Consider the following 17,252-nt stretch of genomic DNA (forward strand, 5'->3'; position numbering starts at 1 on the left):
AGACGAAACGCTCGCGGCGAGGGCGCGAAGTTAGGCTAGCCTATCCTCAGTAAAACGACCGTGTTCAGCGATCCCGCTGCACCGCCGACAACAGGAGTCCCATGAAAACCCTTACCTCCGCGACCGGCCACCCCCGTGCGGCGGCAGCTCTCATCGCCGTCGCCGCCCTCAGCATCGCCGGGTGCGCGTCGCCATCCGCTGTCGAATCGTCGACCGACGGCGACTCGAACCCCGCCACCGAGATCGAGGTGACCCACGCTCAGGGCACCACGACCGTGCCGGTCAACCCCGAGACGGTCATCACCTTCGACATGGCGACCCTCGACACTCTCGATGCGCTCGGAGTCGAGGTCGCCGGGTTCCCCCAGGCCAACGTTCCGTCGTACCTCGAGTCGTACGCGGGCGACGAATACCTCGACGCCGGCACGCTCTTCGAGCCCGACTACGAAGCGGTCAACGCAGCGGAACCCGATCTCATCGTCGTCGCCAACAGGTCGGCTGAAGCGCTCGCCGAACTCAACGAGATCGCACCGACCATCGACCTCACCCTCGACTGGGCGGACTACCGCGGCAGCTTCGAGAACAACGTCACGACCCTCGGCGAGATCTTCGAGAAGCAGAGCGAAGCGGAGTCCGCCCTCGCGGAGATCGACGACAAGATCGTCGAGGCGCAAGAGATCACGGCAGACGCAGGCACCGGGCTCGTCGTCATGACGAGCGCGGGGGAGGTGACCGCCTACGGTGACGATTCGCGGTTCGGTTGGCTCTACACCGAGCTCGGGGTCGAGACCGCCGTCGACAACGTCGAAGAGGCCACCCACGGTGACCCTGTGTCCTTCGAGTTCCTTCTCGAAAGCGACCCCGACTGGCTCTTCGTGATCGATCGCGACGCCGCAATCGGGGAGTCGGGGTCGTCGGCCGAGCAGGTTCTCGACAACGAGGTCGTCGCGGGCATGACCGCGAGAAGCGAGGATCAGATCGTCTACCTCGACTCCGAGCCGTGGTACATCGTGATGAGCGGCCTCACCGCCGTCAACGACATGGTCGACCAGATCACCGAGAGCCTCGGCTGATCGACGTCCATCCTGCGCGCCGCGCGAGCGGAACGGATGCCGAGGCCTCGTCGACACGTGCGCCGCGGCATCCGCGACCCCGCCCTCTCACTGGCGAGCGACGTACCCTCACCGGCGGCGCGGGCCTCGCTGCCGTGGTGGGTGTGGTCGTGCTGCTCGGCGTCGTCAGCACCTTCATCGGGGTGAGCGACGTGACGCCCGCGAGTCTCCTCGCCCAGGGAGACGACGGCGTCGCCGCGCGGCTCCTCGCCGTCAGTCGGGTGCCGCGCACCGTCGCGCTCATCCTCACCGGGGTGGCGATGGCGATCGTCGGTCTCATCATGCAGATGCTCGTGCGCAACAAATTCGTCGAACCGAGCACAACCGGAACCGCCGAGTCGGCAGCGCTCGGCCTGCTCGTCGTCACCGTCTTCGCCCCCACCTGGAGTCTGTTCGGCAAGATGGCCGTCGCCGCCGTGTTCTCGCTCGCCGGAACAGCGCTCTTCCTCCTCATCCTGCGGCGCATCCCGGTTCGTTCCATCGTGCTCGTGCCCCTCGTCGGCATCATGCTCGGTGGGGTCATCGGTGCCGTCACCACTTTCTTCGCCTATCGGCTCGACCTGCTGCAGACCCTCGGCACCTGGATGACCGGCGACTTCTCCGGAATCCTCCGCGGCCGATACGAGATGCTCTGGCTCGCCTTCGCGATGACAGTCCTCGCGTGGATCGCCGCCGACCGGTTCAGTGTCGCCGGCCTCGGCCAGGAGTTCTCCACCGGCCTCGGGCTCCGATACGGGCGAGTGCTCGCCCTCGGGCTCCTCATCATCGCGACCGTCACAGCCATCGTCGTCGTGACCGCGGGGGTCATCCCGTTTCTCGGGCTCATCGTGCCCAACGTCGTGAGCATGATGATGGGCGACAACGTGCGGCGCTCCATTCCCTGGGTCGCCGCGCTCGGAGCCGCGTTCCTCATGGCGTGCGACATCATCGGTCGCGTCATCCGCTTTCCCTACGAGATTCCGCTGGGAGTCGTCGTCGGGGTCGTCGGGGCCGCACTCTTCCTCTACCTCTTGCTGAGGAGGCCCGCACGTGCGCACTGACGTCCCCGCGAACAGCCGCGCCCAGACGGAGGTCGTCGACTCGCGGATGCCCTCGCCTGTCGCTCGGGCGATGGTGTTCGTCCAGCGCCCGATCGTGCTCCTCACCGTGCTCGCGATCGTCGCGGCCGCCACGATCGTGCTCTTCCTCACCGTCGGCATCGTCGGGAGTCCCTCGTTCGCGATCCCGTTCCGCGCGCGCAAAGTGGTCGCGATGGTCATCGTCGCCTTCGCGATCGGGATCTCCACCGTGCTCTTCCAGACCATCACCGACAATCGCATCCTGACACCGTCGATCATGGGTTTCGACTCGCTCTACGTGCTCATTCAAACGGTGGTCGTGTTCTTCTTCGGGTCGACCGCGCTCGCCGTTGCCGACCCGCGGGTGTCGTGGGTCGTCGAGGTCGCGCTCATGGTCGCGTTCTCGACGCTGCTGTTCCAGTGGCTGTTCGCGGGCGTTCGCCGCAGCATCCATCTGCTCGTGCTCGTGGGGATCGTGTTCGGGGTGCTGTTCCGCAGCGTCTCGAGCCTGTTTCAGCGCATGCTCGACCCCGCCTCGTTCGCGGTGCTCCAAGACTCGTTCTTCGCGAGCTTCAACGCGGTCGACGAAGACCTCGTGCTCATCTCCGGGATCGTGGTGGTCATCGTCTCGACGATCGCGCTGCGGCTCGTGCGCGTGTTCGACGTGATCGGGCTCGGCGAAAGCCACGCGACGGGGCTCGGGGTCGACCACCGACGCGTCGTCACCCTCATGCTCGTTCTCATCGCGGTTCTCGTCGCGGTGTCGACCGCTCTCGTCGGTCCCGTCACGTTCTTCGGGCTCATCGTGTCCAACCTCGCCTACGCGCTCGTGCGCACGCACCGGCACGCGAGCATCCTGCCGGCGACAGTGTTGTTGGGGGTCATCTGCCTCGTCGGTGGGCAACTCGTGCTCGAGCGCGCGTTCGGTCTCGACACCGCGCTGAGCGTGATCGTCGAATTCGTCGGGGGCATCCTGTTCATCGTTCTGCTCGTGAGAAGGGGAGTGCGATGATCACCGTCGCGTCTGTCAGCAAGTCGTACGGCCGGGAGCGCGTCGTCGACGACGTGTCGATCGAGTTCGGAGCGGTTGGAGTCACGTCGATCATCGGGCCCAACGGCGCCGGCAAATCCACCCTGCTGGGCATGATCGCTCGACTGATCCCGACGGATGTCGGAGCCATCACCATCGACGGCCACGACGTGCACACGACCCCGACCGGGACCCTCGCCACGCGGGTCGCGGTGCTCCGACAAGACAACCACCTCACGGCGAGACTGACCGTGCGTGACCTCGTCGGTTTCGGGCGCTACCCCTATTCGAAGGGGCGCCTGACGGTCGAGGATCAGAACATCATCGAACGTTCCCTCGCCTACCTCGACCTCGCGGCACTCGAATCGCGTTTTCTCGACGAGCTGTCGGGTGGCCAACGACAGCGCGCGTTCATCGCGATGGTTCTCGCGCAAGACACCGACTACGTGCTGCTCGACGAGCCCCTCAACAGCCTCGATGTGAAGCACGCCGTCGACATCATGCGGTTGCTGCGCCGCACGGCAATCGAGACCGGCAAGCGCATCGTCATCGTCGTGCACGACATCAACTTCGCGTCGGTTCACTCCGACGAGATCATCGCGATGAAAGACGGTCGAGTCGTCGCACACGGCACACCGCTCGAAGTGATGCGATCCGACGTGCTCGGCTCGCTGTACGAGGTCGACGTGGATGTTCGCGACATCGACGGTCAGCGCATCGCGCTGTATTACGGGTGACGGGTGCGGTTGCGGGATACCGGTGACGGAGCGGGTGCGGAGGTGGGCGTGGCTGCGGGTGCGGAGGTGGGCGTAAGTGCGGGTGCGGGCGTGCGGGGCGGCGGATGTGTGCGGCCCGGGGGTGTGCGGATTGCAGGAGTTCGCGGCATCCGAGGGGCAGGTTCTCCTGCGAGGGGTGCGGGTTCGACAGAAACTCCTGCGATTTCGGTGTCGACGGCTCGCCCTCACCCGCGGTGCTTGAATGGCACGATGACCATCACGCCGGCCCGCGCCCACCTCGACGACTTCGCTCGATACCTCCAGGCGTCGCCGTCGTCGTTCCACGCGGTCGATGAGGCCGCGCGCCGCCTCGTCGAGGCCGGGTTCACGCAGCTCGCCGAGCCCGACGCGTGGCCGGGCGAGGAGGACGAGACATCCGCGCACGGAGCAGCCACGCGGTTCGTGGTGCGCGACGGCGCGATCATCGCGTGGGTCGTGCCGGCCGGGGCGACCGCGACGACGCCGTTCCGCATCGTGGGGGCCCACACCGATTCGCCCGGCTTCAAGCTCAAGCCGAAACCGTCGACGACCGCCCACGGGTGGGTGCAGGCGGGGGTCGAGGTCTACGGCGGCCCGCTCTACAACTCGTGGCTCGACCGCGAGCTCGAGTTCGCCGGGCGCCTCGCCTTCACCGATGGAACGACGGCGCTCGTGCGCACGGGGCCCTACCTGCGCTTTCCGCAGCTCGCCGTGCACCTCGACCGCGGCGTCAACAGTGACGGACTGCGGCTCGACCCGCAGAAGCACCTGAACCCGATCATCGGGGTTGCGGGCGCCGACGACGCTCACGGCGGATCCGACATCGTCGGGCACCTCGCCTCGCTCGCGGGCAAAACGGGAGCGGATGTCGCCGGTTACGACATCTCCGTCGCCGACACCGCCGCGCCCGCGGTGTTCGGCGCCGACGAGCGTCTCTTCGCCGCAGGCCGCATGGACAACCTGTCGTCGGTGCACGCCGGACTCGCCGCCATCCTCGACGTCGCGAGCGCCGCATCCGACGCTCCCGTCATCAGTGTCTTCGCCGCCTTCGACCACGAGGAAGTCGGCTCGGCGACGACCTCCGGTGCCGCGGGGCCGTTCCTCGCCGACGTGCTCGCGCGCGTCTCGACAGGCGCCACCGAATCGCAGCGGGCGCGCGCATTCGCGAGCTCGATGCACCTCTCGGCCGATGCCGGCCACGCCGTGCACCCCAACTACCCCGAGCGGCACGACCCGGCCAACCGTCCCATCGTCAACGGCGGACCGCTCCTCAAGATCAACGCCAACCAGCGCTACGCGACGGATGCCGTCGGCGCGGCCGAGTGGGTGCGCGCGTGTTCCGCGGCGGGGGTGCCGTTTCAGGAGTTCGTGTCGAACAACGCCCTCCCGTGCGGGTCGACGATCGGCCCGATCACGGCGACGCGGCTCGGCATCCGCACCGTCGACGTCGGCATCCCGCTGCTCTCGATGCACTCCGCGCGCGAACTGTGCGGGGCGGATGACCCGGCCGCACTCTCCGCGGCGATGCGCGAGTTCCTCGCCCCGACCGGCGGCCGCGGTGACTGACGCGACCCGTGGCCCGCGGGTGGTGTCGGTGAGCCGCGCCCCCGAACACGATTTCAGCAAAGCCGTGGTGCCGAACATCCGCCTCATCGAGGGCATCGGTGTCGAGGGTGACGCCCACGCGGGCGCGACCACCCAGCACCGCTACCTCCTGCGCAAAGACCCCGGGCGCCCCAACCTCACGCAAGTGCACCTGCTGCACTCCGAACTCTTCGGCGAGCTCGTCGACCGCGGCTTCGACGTCGCAGCGGGGGAGCTCGGAGAGAACGTGACCACCGCGGGCCTCGACATTCTGACGCTCCCGCTCGGCACACGATTGCACCTCGGAGCGGACGCCGTGGTCGAGGTGACCGGGCTGCGCAGCCCGTGCAAACTCATCAACGGTCTGCGGGCCGGGCTCATGAAAGCGCTCGTGTCGAAAGGACCCGACGGCGAGGTGCTGCGCGAGTCGGGCATCATGAGCGTCGTCGTCGCGGGAGGCGAGGTGCGCGCGGGCGACCACATCCGCGTCGAGCTGCCCGCCGAACCGCACGTCGCGCTCGGGGTCGTGTAGCGCAGCGTCGCGTCGCGTCGCGTCGCGTCGCATCCCGCCACCCCGCCGAACGACGACTGCCGATCGACTACTGCCCGAGCACCGCCCAGCCGTGCGCGGGGATCGTGAGAATGACGCCGCGCCCGCCCGGGTCGGAGGCGTCGAGGTGGGCGGTCCCCGCGAGGAGCGTCGGGGTTGCGCGCAGAGCCGAGGCCGCGGCATCCGCGTCTGCGGTCACCGTCACCTCGTCGTCGCCGATGTTGAGCGCGACGACGATCGAACGCCCCGCGGCGCCGTCGGCTGACGCGGCGCCCGCGCTGCCCGCGTCGTCACCCCGACCCGGGTCGGATGCCGCCGCCCGCGCCTCGTAGACGAACACCGTGTTCGCGGTGTGCAGCGCGGTCGCGCGGGCCGAGTGCAGCCACGGCGCACGTCGCCGCAGCCCGATGAGCTCCTGGTGCACGCGGTAGAGCGGCCATCCCTCATCGGCGAGCTCGGCTGGACTGTCGGGAAAGGCGGGGCGCACGGCGTCGTCACCGCCCGCGCGATCCTCTTTCTCGCCGACGAACCCCTGCTCGTCGCCGTAGTAGATCGCCGGCGTGCCGCCGATCGTGAAGAGCACGACGAGAGCGTGCGGCAGGTTCGACTCCTCGGCGACCGCGCTCGCGAGGCGCGTGACGTCGTGATTTCCGACGAAGGTGAACGGCACGAAAGTGTCGAGAAACTCGTTGTGGCGCTCGAGGGTCCAGGCGAGCTCGAAGAAGTTGCGCTCCGCGATCGAGTTGCGCGTGGCCTTCCATGCCTCATACTGCGTCACCGCGTCGAGCGTTCCCTCGACCACGAGCTGCGCGTAGTCGCCGTGGATCACCTCGCCCGCGACGAACACGTCGGGGTGCGCGGCGCGCACGCGCGGCAGCACCTCGGCCCAGAAGTCGCTCGGAACAGCGTAGGCCGCGTCGAGTCTCCAAGCGTCGGCGCCCGCGTCGAGCCAGTGGTTCATCACGTCGACGACGAGATCCCGCACGGCGGGAGCGTCGTGATTGAGGGCGACGAGGGCGTCGTGGCCCTCGAAGTTCTCGAACCGGGGGCTTGCGTCGTCGCCGCCCTCGATCGGACGGAACCACGACAGCTCCTCCCCACCCGCTTGCGCGCGCTCGAACGGGGGAAAACTCCGACCGACGTGATTGAAGACCCCGTCGAGCATGATCCGGATGCCGCGGCCGCGGGCGTCGGCGCAGAACGAGCGGAAGTCGTCCATCGAGCCCAATCGCGGGTCGATCTCGAAGTAGTCGGTCGTGTCGTACCCGTGCGTCTCCGATGTGAAGACGGGACCGAGCAGGATGCCCGAGACACCGAGCTCGAGCGCGTAGTCGAGCCACGCAGACATCCGCTCGAAGGCGTTCGCACGGGCGGCGTCGGCGGGAGGGGTGCGGTCGGCACCCGTCGTGTCGGCGCCGGCGAAACCGAGCGGGTAGATGTGCCACCAGATCGAGTGCGCGACCCAATCGGGGGTGCGGTGGGCGGTGGGTGCGGCGAGGTCGGGCATCCGACCAATCTACGGCGCGCTCCGAGAGCTCAGATGGGTATGGACGATGTCGTCGGCCCGCACGATACTGGTGCGACGAACCCGCGTGCGACGAACACCGGCGCGACGAACACCGGCGCGACGAACACCGGCGCGACCGGCGTGCCCCGGGCGCACACCGCCGAGAGCGAAGGAGCTGCCGATGACATTCCAGGCCTACCTCGACACCATCAAGTCCAAGACGGGCAAGACTCCCGCCGACTTCCGCGTGCTCGCCGAGAAGCAGGGCCTGCTCGAGCCGGGGGTGAAACCCGCGCAGATCGTCGAGTGGCTCGCGCGCGATTTCGGGCTCGGCAAAGGGCACGCGATGGCGATCGTCGCGACCCTCGGCAAGACCGCGAAGGCCGGGCTGTCGAAAGACGAGAAACTCGAGTCGCTCTTCGCGGGGTCGAAGGCGCAGTGGCGTCCGCTGTTCGACTCTCTCGTCGACACGGCGCGCGGCTTCGGTGAGGTGTCGCTTGCCGCGACGAACACCTACGTGAGTCTCCTCAAGGGCACCGCGAAGTTCGCCATCGTGCAGCCGAGTGCGTCCCGGCTCGACCTCGGAATCAAGCTCCCGGATGCCGCGACCACCGAGAGGTTCGCCGCCGCGGGCTCGTGGAACAGCATGGTCACCCACAGGGTGGGGTTGCGCGCATCCGACGACCTCGACGCCGACGTCGTCGACTGGCTGCGCCGCGCCTACGAGCGCGCATGACCCCCGACGAGTTGCGCGAGTTCTGTCTCGCGCTGCCGCAAGCGACCGAGACCTTTCCGTTCGACGAGTCCACGTCGGTGTTCAAGACGAGCGGCAACGGCAAGATCTTCGCGCTCAGCGACCTCGGAGCGAGCGCTTTCTCGGTGTCGCTCAAGTGCGACCCCGACGAGAGCGTCGCCCTGCGGTCGGCCTACCCGCAGATCACCCCCGGCTACCACCTCAACAAGAAGCACTGGATCACGATCGACCTCGGTGGTGCGGGTGCGGGTGCGGTGCCCGACGATCTCGTGGAGCAGCTGATCACCGACAGCCACCGGCTCGTGCGCCCGAAGGTGCGGAGGCCTGCGCAGTCGTCCGGTTGAGCTGCTGGGCTGCTGGGCACACTCGGCGTTCGCTAGCGGCGCGGCGCGTATTCCTCTTCGAACCGCTCGAGGGATCGCTGGCGCCGCCGGCGCGCACCGAGCACGAGCAGTCGGATGCCGAAGATCACGAGCGCGAGGGGCACCGTGTAGTTGAGGATCGTGCGCACGAGGTCGCGGATGGACTGGATGTAGGCGTCGTCGTCGGCCTCGCCCGCGAGCTCGCCGACGCCGAACGTCCAGAGGAAGTAGCTCGCCGCCGCGACCCCGGCGGTGACGAACACGCCGATGATGAGGGTGCGGATGCCGGCGCGGCGGATCACCGACACGATTCCTTCGAGGATGACGACGGCGACGAGTGGCAGGGCGACAGCCGCGAGGAAGGCGCCGAGAAGCATGGCCAGCACGGCGGTGGTTTGTGTGAGCACTCGTCCCCCAGGATTCGTTTCTCCGACGGTATCCGGTGTGCGGGGCCGTGTGGGTCGGCGCGCGGCAATTGGGGCCCCGGTCGTTATCGGATCGGTGTGCGTGTCAGGTCGCGCCCCCGGCCGCAACCACTTGTCTGGCAGGTGGGGGAGGGGGAGACTCGGGTCATGTCGTCGGCGCCTCTTTTCGTGGCCGCCCTCACCAGTTATGCGGCGAACTGCGCTCTCGGGTCGAGTGTCGCGCTGAAGCTCGTCGACTCGAGCGGGTTCCGCTGGGTGCATCACGCTCTGTATGTGTCGACGTTCGCGCTCGCCGGTGCGGCGATCGTCTCGGGTGCCGTCCGGGGTGGACGCGCGCGCGGGCGAAGACGCGGATGCGGGGGTGCGCGCGGGCCTGCTGCCGCTGTCGCCCTCGCGCCCGCTGTCGTTCCCCTCGCGCTCATCCCGTTTCTGGGGTCGCGGTCGCGCAAGCATGTCGCGGTGTCGCTGTCGGCGGCGCCGTTTTTCGTCGCCGGTGTCGTCCGGTCTAGGAGGGTCTGATGGATCTGCTCGACGCGATTCGTCGCCGCAAGACGACGAACGGCGCTTTTCTGCCCGACCCGGTGTCGCTCGAGCATCAGAGGGTGCTCATGGAGGTGGCCGGGCGCGCGCCGTCTCAACTGAATTCGCAACCGTGGCGTTTCGTGATCGTGGAGGAGCGCGACACGATCGAGCGCATCGCGTCGATCAGCGGCGAGAGCATGACGTCGGCGATGTCGAACGGCACATTCTTCGAGCGGTACAAGCCCTATTTTCGTTTCAGTGCCGAGGAGATGGAGCGCCGCCGCGACGGGATGCTCTTCGACAAGCTGCCCGCGCCGCTGCGCCCGTTCACGAGCCAGGTGTTCACGAAGCGCGGCCAGCGGATGCTCAACACCCTCCGGGTTCCGCAGACTCTCGGCGAGGAGAACCGCAAGCTCGTGGCCGGGTCGCCGTTGCTCCTCGGTGTCATGCTCGATCGTTCGGAGTACCGCCCGGGCCAGTTGTCGTCGTTCTATTCGCTCTTCAGCATGGGGGCGGCGATGGAGAACGTGTGGCTCACGACGACCGAGCTCGGCATGGGCATCCAGTTCGTGTCGTTTCCGATGGAGGTCGAGGGCAAGTGGGAGCAGATCGTCGACCTGCTGAGGGTGCCGGACGAGCTCGAACTCATGGCCGTCTACCGACTCGGCTACCTGCCGCCCGAGCAGCGGCGTCCGGCGATCGACTGGTCGAGCCATCAGCGCAAGCTCCCATCGCAGTACGTCTTCCGGGGAACGTGTGAGACCCCGCAGTCCGGATGGGATGACGTCACTCCTCCATCGTGATGGGGGTGCCGAGGGGGAGAGCCGTGACAGCGGCGATCGCCTCGGCGCTGAGCCGGATGCATCCGTGGGACACCGCACCCGACGCACTCTCGGCGTAGTGGAGTCCGATTAGGCCGCCGTCGCTGCCGCCGAACGGTTCGTCGTCGTCGGCCGCGTGCAGTGACGTGAGTTGCACGGGGTGCACGCTCTGATTCTGGGCGGGGTCGAGGTAGCGGGCCTGCAGGTAGCCCGTGACGCCGGTGGGTGTCGGTGTCTCGGGTGTTCCGACGCCGACGGTGAAGCTCTCGGTGACGCGGCCCGCGGTGGTGATGGTGAGGGTCTGTTCCGACACCGACACGGTGATGGCGTGCTCGAGGGACTGCGAGGCTGACCCGGTCGCCGGGTCGAGCGTGCTGGAGTCGATCCACGCCGACGTCTGCGCCGGCGCGGTGCCGCCGTTCTCCGAGGGGAGGGCCTGCCGCGCGGGGGTGAGGATGCGGGCCCAGCCGCCCTCGGTCTCGAGTGGCACGACCACCGTCGGTTCGCCGAGGAAGTTCAGCGCGGGGAGGGTCGCGACGGGGGTCGCCCGATCGGTGCCGTAGAGCGCGATCGTGCCGTCGATCGTGTGGCGGCGATCGGGGAGAGGCTCGGCGCCGCTCGTCGCCATGAGCCCCGCGATCACGGCGTCGTAGCGAGCCTCGGGAAGGGCGGCGAGCTCGTGGTCGTCGAGCGGGCCGGGCACCGGGGGCACGTCTCCGGATGCGGTCGGAGTGTCTGTCGCACCCTCCGAGCCCGAGTCGCCGACCTCGCGGATGTCTACGGTGTCGGCGCCCGGGTGGCCGGGTGCGCGGTCGCTGCCCGACCTATTGCCCGACCCGCCCCACCCGCCGGCGCCGAACGCGGCACCGAGGGTGAGTGCGGCCGCGGTTGCGACCGCCGCGAGGGCGAGGGTGACGCTCGCACCCACGACGAGTCGGGGGCGGATGCCGGCGCGCGCGGTCATCCGCTCACCACGGGCAGGCGAGGCGGCGTCGACGGGGTCGGCGGAGTTGCGGTCGGCGGTATCGGTGTCGGCGGTGTCTGGGTGGGCGGAGTTGGTGGGGTCTCGACCGGGGGTGCGGGTGGGGTCGGTGGCGCGGCGATCGTCGTGATCTCCGCCGGATCGCCACACGCGCCCACCGCGAGGGGGACACCGTCGGCTGTCGACGCGGTGGCAATCCAGAAGATCGTGCCGACGTGGTCGGCAGTCGTCGCGAACTCCTCGGAGGGGAACTCCCCGTCGCTGTCGACGATCGAGGGTTCCGTCGATCGGTAGATGACGGTCTCGTCGGTGCAGACGGGTTCAGTCGCATCGGCGGGCTGCAGGTATCCGGCGAACGTCAGCCGGAGCCCCGCGACGGGCACGCCCGCGAGGGTCGCGACGTCGCGAACAGTGCTGCCCGCGACGGCCGTCGGTTGCGCGAGGGTCGACAGGAGAGGAACGCGACGGTCGCGCACATCCGCCGCCGTGGCCGATGCGACCGCTGCGGTCGGCGGCGCTGCCGCCACGAGGGTCTGGGCGCGCGGTGTCGCGAAGACCCGGACAGACGAACTCGGAATCCCGGTGACCGTGATGTCGTCGCTCGAAGCCGAGACGGACCACGACTCGGCGGCGTCTGGCGCGACCGCGGTGATCGGCAGACGGTCGCCATCGGACACTCGAGCGCGGGGAGACGTGGTCGTGGACGTCGCTGCGGGGTCGGTGCTCGCGGGGTCGGAGGTGTGGTCATCGGCGTTGTCTGCGGTGGCCGACGGGCCCTCGAGGTCGTTTCCGCTCTCTGCCTCGCTCTCGATGTCCATCTCGCCGAACACAGCCCCCTCGAGTTCGACGGTCGCGCTCGCCGAAGCGGGGTCGAGCTCGACCTCGAGAAAGCCGCGGCGCTCGTCGTGCTCGTCGATCGTGAGGCGCAGCTCTGCTCGTGGGGTCACGGGCGTGTAGGCAGCTGCCTCGGCGCGGAACTTCTTCGCGAGCGCCGCGATTCGCGCCCTCTGCGACTCGGGCGCGCGGCGCAGCGCTCGCGAGTCGCCGCCTGCCGCGGCATACCGCTTCGCGTCGGCAATGCTCCAGACCGTCATCGCGACGGCGGCGGCGGTGCGGTTATCCGTTGTGGCCCCGTGGCGCGCGAGCACGACGCCGAGGCGCTGCATCTTGACGGGGCCGAGCCCGTTGATGCGGTCGCGCACCCCGCGGTCGGTCGTCGCTCCGCCGACGGGGCTCGGGAGGCCGGCCTCGATGCAATAGGCGATCGTGCCGTTCGGCGTGCGATAGCCCCCGAGATGGTTGAGCGGTTTTCCCGCTTGCTGGTAGCCGGGCCCGATCTCGGCGGCTGCAGCCGCGTGCGGCACGGCGAGGGCTCCTCCGAGGGCGCACGCGAGCACGACGACGGTCGCGAGGAGGGTGCGGATGGTGCGTCGAGCGCGTGCGGGTGGTTGCGGGTCGGGGCGGGGAGCGATGGGGTCGGGCTGGCGCGGCATGCGAGTCCTCTCGGCGCGGGGGGTGTCGCCGATCGGCGACGTGTCGTCGACGGTACGGAGGCGTGAGGCGGGCCCAGCGGGGTCGAGTGGGATCGGTGCTGCGGCGGCGGTGACTCGCCCTGGGGAGGACGAGTCAGCCGCTCGCTATCGAGCACCGGAGTGATCACCGTTATCAATTAGATAAACACATTGCAAAGTGTTTATGTATTGTGCTCTACTGGAGTCAGCCCGCACCGGGCACCCAGACCACACGAAACAAGGAGCACCCATGGCTGAGACAGAAACCCTCGCGGAGCACACCGTCACCGACCACGCGCACGGCGCCGATTGCGGCCACGAGACCGTGACACACGGCGACCACGTCGACTACGTGCACGACGGACACCGCCACGCGGCGCACGACGACCACTACGACGAGCACGGCGAGGCGTAAGCCAGCAGCTCGACAGCGATGAAGGGCCCGACCGGATGGTCGGGCCCTTCATTGTGTGATGCCTTGTGTTCTCACCCTGGGGCGCCACGCGACCCATAAAAGTGCGCTTATATATGAGGGTGACCGCCGACCTCGAACCCGCCGCCGAACTCTTCAAGGCGCTGTCGTCGGCATCCAGACTCACCCTCCTCGAGGCGCTCAAGAGCGGGGAGGCCACCGTCGGCGATCTCGCCGACCGCAGCGGGATGTCGCAACCCCTCGTCTCCCAGCACCTCCGCATTCTGCGCACCGCCGGGCTCGTGAGCGTGCAACGGTCGGGCCGCGAAGCCCACTACGCGATCGCCGACGCGCACGTCGTGCACATCGTCGAGGACGCGGTCAAGCACGCGCTCGAAGGCTGAGGCGGTCTGCTGCCGCCGAATGGCGGGAGTTCGCGGGTTCGGGAGCTCAAAACCTCCTGCGAGGGGCATGAGGTCGACAGAAACTCCTGCAGCGGGGACGGACCCGGGGGCGAGGCCGGTTGGTGCGATGGGGATGGACCCGGGTTCGGAGTGCCGGTGGGCATGGTTGCCGCGCCGAATTACGGGAGTTCGCGGGTTCGCGAGCTCAAAACCTCCTGCAGGGGGCGTGAGGTCAACAGAACCTCCTGCAGCGGGGATGGACCCGGGATGGACCCGGGGGCGAGCACCGGTGCGGGAGGTGACCGGCCGGGCGCGAACATCCGCCCCCGCCGTGCGCGGAGTAGGAGAGCGGATGCGACGCGCCGAGGTCAGCGCCCGCCACGCCGTGTGCCGTGCCCCACGTCCTACTCCGCCCACGTTCGAGGGGTCAGGCGCGACTCGGCGAGCTCAAAGCTGCCCCGCGCCTGCGCTCAGCACCCGCATCCGCGCCTGCAATCAGCACCCGCACCCGCACCCGAGCTCAGCACCCACACCACACCCGCACCCCGCACTCACACCCCCGCGAGCGACGCCGCCCCCGTGCACCGGTGGTACATCTCGGTGAAGCCGGGCACGAACACGCGGTTGAGTTTCTCGAGGTCGTCCTGCCACGACTGCAGTTCGGTGCGGCGGGACGCGAACTCGGCGATGATCGCGTGCTCGTCGATCGTCGTGAGCTCGCCGTGGTCGACCACGATCTTTCCGTCGACCATGACGTAGTCGATGCTGCTGCCGTTCTCCGAATAGACGAGCTGCAGGTCGAGCTTGTTGCGCGGCGTGAAGGCGAGGGTGTCGAGGTTGTAGACGACGAGGTCGGCGCGTTTGCCCACCTCGAGCGAGCCCGTGGTCTCGTGCAGCACGCCGCTGCGCGCGCCACCGATCGTGCCGGCGCGCAGCACCTCGTCGACGGTCGGCCACAGCTCGAAGTCGCTGTCGCCGACCTTGTGGAGGAGGGCCGCGGCTTTGAGCACCTCGAGCATGCGGGGGGTGTCGCTGCTCGAGGCGCCGTCGCTTCCGAGACCGAGGTTGACGCCGGCATCCTGGTATTTGCGCCAGGGTGCGAGCCCCGAGCCGAGCTTCATGTTCGAGATCGGGTTGTGCGACACCGACACTTGCGCGTCGGCCATGAGGGCGATGTCGTCGTCGCTCACCCAGATTCCGTGCGCGAACGTCGTGTTCGGTGAGAGAGCGCCGATCTCGGCGAGGTGGGCGGGGAGGGTCTTGCCGTAGAACTCCTGCCCGGTCACGCGCTGCACCTGGGTTTCGAGAACGTGGATGTGGCATTCCGCGTCGTTCTCGAGGGCGAGCTGCGTGGCGCCGACGAGCAGGTCGTCGGTGCACCGCTGCGGACCCGACGGCGCGACCATGTATCGCAGCCGCCCGCCGTGGGCACCGTGGTAACGCGTGAACGCCTCGCGGCTGAACGCGAGGTAGTCGTCGGTGGTCGGGATGTCGGCGCCGCGCACCTCGGCGAGCACCGACTCGTCGAGCAGGTCGGCGACGAACGGCAGGGTGTCGACGAACGGCTTGTTGATGATGTGCCCGGAGATGTTGGCGCGGATGCCGACCTCGCCGTAGACCTCGAACACGGCGTCGAGCTGATCGAAGTCCTGCGTCGGATTCTCGAGCACATCGTCGATGACCGTCGTCACCCCCGCCTTCAGACTCTCCGCCGCGAAGAGCTGCGTGCGGAGGCGAACCAGATCGGGGGAGACGTGGCTGTTGCCGAGGATCGGGTAGGAGAAGAGCATCCACAGTTCGAGCGGCAGGTTGTCGTAGCGGCCCTTGAAGAGGGTCTCCCACGAGTGCGTGTGCGCGTTGACGAGGCCCGGGGCCACGAGCCGGTCGGTGCCGTCGATGACGGTGTCACCCGCGCCGGGCACGAGGTCGGTGCCGATCGCGACGATCAGGCCGTCATCGATGCGGATGCTCGCGGTGATCGGTGTGCTGCCGGTGACCGGGTCCATCGTGATGACGGTGGCCGAGGAGATGAACGTGCTCATAGGTGTGCTCGATTCGTGGTGGTGCGGGGGTGCGCGGCCGAGATGGAACTCGGGGATGAGGAGGGGTGGTCAGGCGGTGACGCGAGCTCCAGACATCCGCTTCTCGATCATGGCTGCGAGAGGCGCGACGATGATCGCGACGATGATGCCCTGCACCGCGGGGATGCCGAAGTCGAACGTCGACCCGAGGGCCGCGGCGGCGACGCCGGCGAGGTAGGCGGCGAGTCCGCTCCAGCGCACGAGGGGCTCGGACCCGTAGACGATGCCGGGGTCTGTGCCCTTCCACACGAGGTAGAAGTAGCCGATGAGCGCGCCCCCGAGCGGCGGGATGAGCACCCCGAGGAGGGAGAGGAACGGGATGAGCACGCTGCCGGCGTTGATGATCGCGATGATGATTCCGAGGATGACGCCCGCGATGATGAACGGTCGCTTGTCGCTCTTGTTGAAGAGTTCTGCGCCGGCGAGACCGAAGGCGTATGCGGTGTTGTCGTTGGTCGTCCACAGGTTGGCGACGAGGAGGAAGAGGCCGGCCACGAGGAGTCCGAGCTGCACGAGCAGTTCGGCGAAGTCGCTCTGGCCGAACGCCGTCGCGCCGACGCCACCGAAGAACAGCATCGCGAACTGCACCACGATCACGGCGACGAAGGTTCCGGCGATCGCGACGCTGCCGTTGCGGGCGAAGCGCGTCCAGTTGCCCATCTGGGTTCCCCCGCTGATGAACGTGCCGATCATGATCGTGAGCGCCGCGCCGACACTCAGGCCGCCGTTGCCCTCGAGGGCGAGCATGCCCGCGGGGCCGCCGACCTCGTCGAGCGAGAGCACGAGCACCCAGACGCACAGCGCGAGCATGAGCGGAACCGACACCCAGCTCAGCACCTCGATGCCCTTGAAGCCCCAGTAGGCCGTCGTCGCCATGGCGATTCCGCCGATGACGGCGAGCGGCCAGGTGTAGTCGAGGCCGAACGCGCGGCCCACGAAGTCGGTGAGGGTGCTGAGCGTGATGCCGTACCACCCGATCTGCGTGCCGCCGAGGAGGATCGACGACCACTTGCCGCCGATCTTGCCGAACACCGCCCGAGCGAGCAGCACCGCGGTGAGACCGGTGCGCGCGCTGATGCCGCCGATGAGCGCGATGTAGGTCGCGAGCACGAGGGTCGCGACCGCCGCGAGGCCGAGGAACTCGCCGAACGCGAACTCCACCGCCACTTGCCCGCCCGCGAACATCGTCGGGGTGAAGAAGAGGAAGCCCGCGATCACGATCACGACCGAGGCGTTGGTCTTGCGGTGCTCTTTCGGAACCCTGGCCAGCGGGTAGTCGGGGTCGATGGGGGCGGATGTCTCGGCTGAGCCGGGCGCGGAGGTCGTCGCGGTCATGGTGGTGGGGTTCCTTCGGCTGGGCGGAGCTGGGGAGGAGGGTGCGC

18 protein-coding genes are annotated in these 17,252 nt (G+C 68.7%); 12 read left to right on the plus strand and 6 right to left on the minus strand.

From position 1 onward, the window contains the following. The first annotated feature begins 101 nt into the window (after window positions 1-101). The 6 genes from ACLHIH_RS12065 to ACLHIH_RS12090 all read left to right on the plus strand — a co-directional run bounded on the left by ACLHIH_RS12065 (window position 102) and on the right by ACLHIH_RS12090 (window position 6,071). Window positions 102-1,073, plus strand: a complete 972-nt coding sequence (locus ACLHIH_RS12065) for a siderophore ABC transporter substrate-binding protein (protein ID WP_411317065.1) — start codon at window positions 102-104, stop codon at window positions 1,071-1,073. Window positions 1,074-1,222: 149 nt separating this feature from the next. Next, window positions 1,223-2,152 carry an ABC transporter permease gene (locus ACLHIH_RS12070; protein WP_411317066.1) on the plus strand — a complete coding sequence of 310 codons (930 nt, stop codon included), beginning with the start codon at window positions 1,223-1,225 and terminating at the stop codon, window positions 2,150-2,152. Then, entirely contained in the window at window positions 2,142-3,182 is a 1,041-nt protein-coding gene (locus tag ACLHIH_RS12075; RefSeq protein ID WP_411317067.1) for an iron chelate uptake ABC transporter family permease subunit, read from the plus strand. Before ACLHIH_RS12070 ends, ACLHIH_RS12075 begins: the two co-directional genes overlap by 11 nt. Next, on the plus strand, window positions 3,179-3,937 hold the full coding sequence (locus ACLHIH_RS12080) for an ABC transporter ATP-binding protein (RefSeq protein WP_411317068.1): 759 nt from the start codon (window positions 3,179-3,181) through the stop codon (window positions 3,935-3,937). The genes ACLHIH_RS12075 and ACLHIH_RS12080 overlap by 4 nt, the downstream gene beginning before the upstream one ends. A gap of 249 nt (window positions 3,938-4,186) precedes the next feature. After that, window positions 4,187-5,521: a M18 family aminopeptidase gene (locus ACLHIH_RS12085; protein ID WP_411317069.1), complete on the plus strand. Its 1,335-nt coding sequence runs from the start codon at window positions 4,187-4,189 to the stop codon at window positions 5,519-5,521. Continuing rightward, window positions 5,514-6,071, plus strand: a complete 558-nt coding sequence (locus tag ACLHIH_RS12090) for an MOSC domain-containing protein (protein ID WP_411317070.1) — start codon at window positions 5,514-5,516, stop codon at window positions 6,069-6,071. The genes ACLHIH_RS12085 and ACLHIH_RS12090 overlap by 8 nt, the downstream gene beginning before the upstream one ends. 67 nt (window positions 6,072-6,138) lie before the next feature. Here ACLHIH_RS12090 and ACLHIH_RS12095 read toward each other — a convergent pair whose 3' ends face one another. Beyond that, window positions 6,139-7,596, minus strand: a complete 1,458-nt coding sequence (locus ACLHIH_RS12095; protein ID WP_411317071.1) for an alpha-amylase family protein — start codon at window positions 7,594-7,596, stop codon at window positions 6,139-6,141. A gap of 181 nt (window positions 7,597-7,777) precedes the next feature. Here ACLHIH_RS12095 and ACLHIH_RS12100 point away from each other — a divergent pair, with 181 nt between their 5' ends. Further along, on the plus strand, window positions 7,778-8,332 hold the full coding sequence (locus ACLHIH_RS12100; protein WP_411317072.1) for a DUF4287 domain-containing protein: 555 nt from the start codon (window positions 7,778-7,780) through the stop codon (window positions 8,330-8,332). Then, complete coding sequence (locus ACLHIH_RS12105) at window positions 8,329-8,694, plus strand: MmcQ/YjbR family DNA-binding protein (protein WP_411317073.1); 366 nt, start codon at window positions 8,329-8,331, stop codon at window positions 8,692-8,694. Before ACLHIH_RS12100 ends, ACLHIH_RS12105 begins: the two co-directional genes overlap by 4 nt. Window positions 8,695-8,726: 32 nt before the next feature. Here the strand turns inward: ACLHIH_RS12105 and ACLHIH_RS12110 are convergent, their stop codons facing one another. Continuing rightward, window positions 8,727-9,119 carry a hypothetical protein gene (locus tag ACLHIH_RS12110; RefSeq protein WP_411317074.1) on the minus strand — a complete coding sequence of 131 codons (393 nt, stop codon included), beginning with the start codon at window positions 9,117-9,119 and terminating at the stop codon, window positions 8,727-8,729. A 165-nt stretch (window positions 9,120-9,284) separates the two neighbouring features. Here ACLHIH_RS12110 and ACLHIH_RS12115 point away from each other — a divergent pair, with 165 nt between their 5' ends. Continuing rightward, window positions 9,285-9,656 carry a hypothetical protein gene (locus ACLHIH_RS12115; protein WP_411317075.1) on the plus strand — a complete coding sequence of 124 codons (372 nt, stop codon included), beginning with the start codon at window positions 9,285-9,287 and terminating at the stop codon, window positions 9,654-9,656. Continuing rightward, window positions 9,656-10,462: a nitroreductase family protein gene (locus ACLHIH_RS12120; protein ID WP_411317076.1), complete on the plus strand. Its 807-nt coding sequence runs from the start codon at window positions 9,656-9,658 to the stop codon at window positions 10,460-10,462. Before ACLHIH_RS12115 ends, ACLHIH_RS12120 begins: the two co-directional genes overlap by 1 nt. On the opposite strand, the gene ACLHIH_RS12125 is transcribed toward ACLHIH_RS12120, so the two are convergent. Both ACLHIH_RS12125 and ACLHIH_RS12130 read right to left on the minus strand, forming a co-directional pair. Further along, the gene (locus ACLHIH_RS12125) at window positions 10,446-11,444 is read right to left on the minus strand and encodes a L,D-transpeptidase (RefSeq protein WP_411317077.1); all 999 of its coding nucleotides are present in this window, start codon (window positions 11,442-11,444) and stop codon (window positions 10,446-10,448) included. The two genes, ACLHIH_RS12120 and ACLHIH_RS12125, sit on opposite strands and share 17 nt — an antisense overlap. Next, a complete protein-coding gene (locus ACLHIH_RS12130; protein ID WP_411317078.1) occupies window positions 11,441-12,955 on the minus strand; it encodes a hypothetical protein in 1,515 nt (504 codons plus the stop codon). Before ACLHIH_RS12130 ends, ACLHIH_RS12125 begins: the two co-directional genes overlap by 4 nt. Before the next feature lie 268 nt (window positions 12,956-13,223). Here ACLHIH_RS12130 and ACLHIH_RS12135 point away from each other — a divergent pair, with 268 nt between their 5' ends. Continuing rightward, entirely contained in the window at window positions 13,224-13,388 is a 165-nt protein-coding gene (locus ACLHIH_RS12135; protein WP_411317079.1) for a zinc transporter permease, read from the plus strand. A gap of 113 nt (window positions 13,389-13,501) precedes the next feature. After that, window positions 13,502-13,789 (plus strand): ArsR/SmtB family transcription factor, encoded by a 288-nt coding sequence (locus ACLHIH_RS12140; RefSeq protein WP_411317080.1) that lies wholly within the window; start codon window positions 13,502-13,504, stop codon window positions 13,787-13,789. Window positions 13,790-14,340: 551 nt separating this feature from the next. On the opposite strand, the gene ACLHIH_RS12145 is transcribed toward ACLHIH_RS12140, so the two are convergent. Both ACLHIH_RS12145 and ACLHIH_RS12150 read right to left on the minus strand, forming a co-directional pair. After that, the gene (locus tag ACLHIH_RS12145; protein ID WP_411317081.1) at window positions 14,341-15,831 is read right to left on the minus strand and encodes an amidohydrolase family protein; all 1,491 of its coding nucleotides are present in this window, start codon (window positions 15,829-15,831) and stop codon (window positions 14,341-14,343) included. Between the two features lie 69 nt (window positions 15,832-15,900). Then, complete coding sequence (locus tag ACLHIH_RS12150) at window positions 15,901-17,205, minus strand: cytosine permease (protein ID WP_411317082.1); 1,305 nt, start codon at window positions 17,203-17,205, stop codon at window positions 15,901-15,903. Window positions 17,206-17,252 lie beyond the last annotated feature (47 nt).

The sequence above is a fragment of the Marisediminicola sp. LYQ134 genome (assembly GCF_046599635.1).
Lineage (GTDB): Bacteria > Actinomycetota > Actinomycetes > Actinomycetales > Microbacteriaceae > Marisediminicola.

What these genes read in the sequence shown, in the direction of transcription:
- ACLHIH_RS12130 (WP_411317078.1), bottom strand. Translation starts at nt 12,955, where the DNA reads ATGCCGCGCCAGCCCGACCCCATCGCTCCCCGCCCCGACCCGCAACCA.
- ACLHIH_RS12100 (WP_411317072.1), top strand. Translation starts at nt 7,778, where the DNA reads ATGACATTCCAGGCCTACCTCGACACCATCAAGTCCAAGACGGGCAAG.
- ACLHIH_RS12065 (WP_411317065.1), top strand. Translation starts at nt 102, where the DNA reads ATGAAAACCCTTACCTCCGCGACCGGCCACCCCCGTGCGGCGGCAGCT.
- ACLHIH_RS12135 (WP_411317079.1), top strand. Translation starts at nt 13,224, where the DNA reads ATGGCTGAGACAGAAACCCTCGCGGAGCACACCGTCACCGACCACGCG.
- ACLHIH_RS12095 (WP_411317071.1), bottom strand. Translation starts at nt 7,596, where the DNA reads ATGCCCGACCTCGCCGCACCCACCGCCCACCGCACCCCCGATTGGGTC.
- ACLHIH_RS12125 (WP_411317077.1), bottom strand. Translation starts at nt 11,444, where the DNA reads ATGACCGCGCGCGCCGGCATCCGCCCCCGACTCGTCGTGGGTGCGAGC.
- ACLHIH_RS12105 (WP_411317073.1), top strand. Translation starts at nt 8,329, where the DNA reads ATGACCCCCGACGAGTTGCGCGAGTTCTGTCTCGCGCTGCCGCAAGCG.
- ACLHIH_RS12085 (WP_411317069.1), top strand. Translation starts at nt 4,187, where the DNA reads ATGACCATCACGCCGGCCCGCGCCCACCTCGACGACTTCGCTCGATAC.
- ACLHIH_RS12080 (WP_411317068.1), top strand. Translation starts at nt 3,179, where the DNA reads ATGATCACCGTCGCGTCTGTCAGCAAGTCGTACGGCCGGGAGCGCGTC.
- ACLHIH_RS12150 (WP_411317082.1), bottom strand. Translation starts at nt 17,205, where the DNA reads ATGACCGCGACGACCTCCGCGCCCGGCTCAGCCGAGACATCCGCCCCC.
- ACLHIH_RS12120 (WP_411317076.1), top strand. Translation starts at nt 9,656, where the DNA reads ATGGATCTGCTCGACGCGATTCGTCGCCGCAAGACGACGAACGGCGCT.
- ACLHIH_RS12115 (WP_411317075.1), top strand. Translation starts at nt 9,285, where the DNA reads ATGTCGTCGGCGCCTCTTTTCGTGGCCGCCCTCACCAGTTATGCGGCG.
- ACLHIH_RS12140 (WP_411317080.1), top strand. Translation starts at nt 13,502, where the DNA reads ATGAGGGTGACCGCCGACCTCGAACCCGCCGCCGAACTCTTCAAGGCG.
- ACLHIH_RS12145 (WP_411317081.1), bottom strand. Translation starts at nt 15,831, where the DNA reads ATGAGCACGTTCATCTCCTCGGCCACCGTCATCACGATGGACCCGGTC.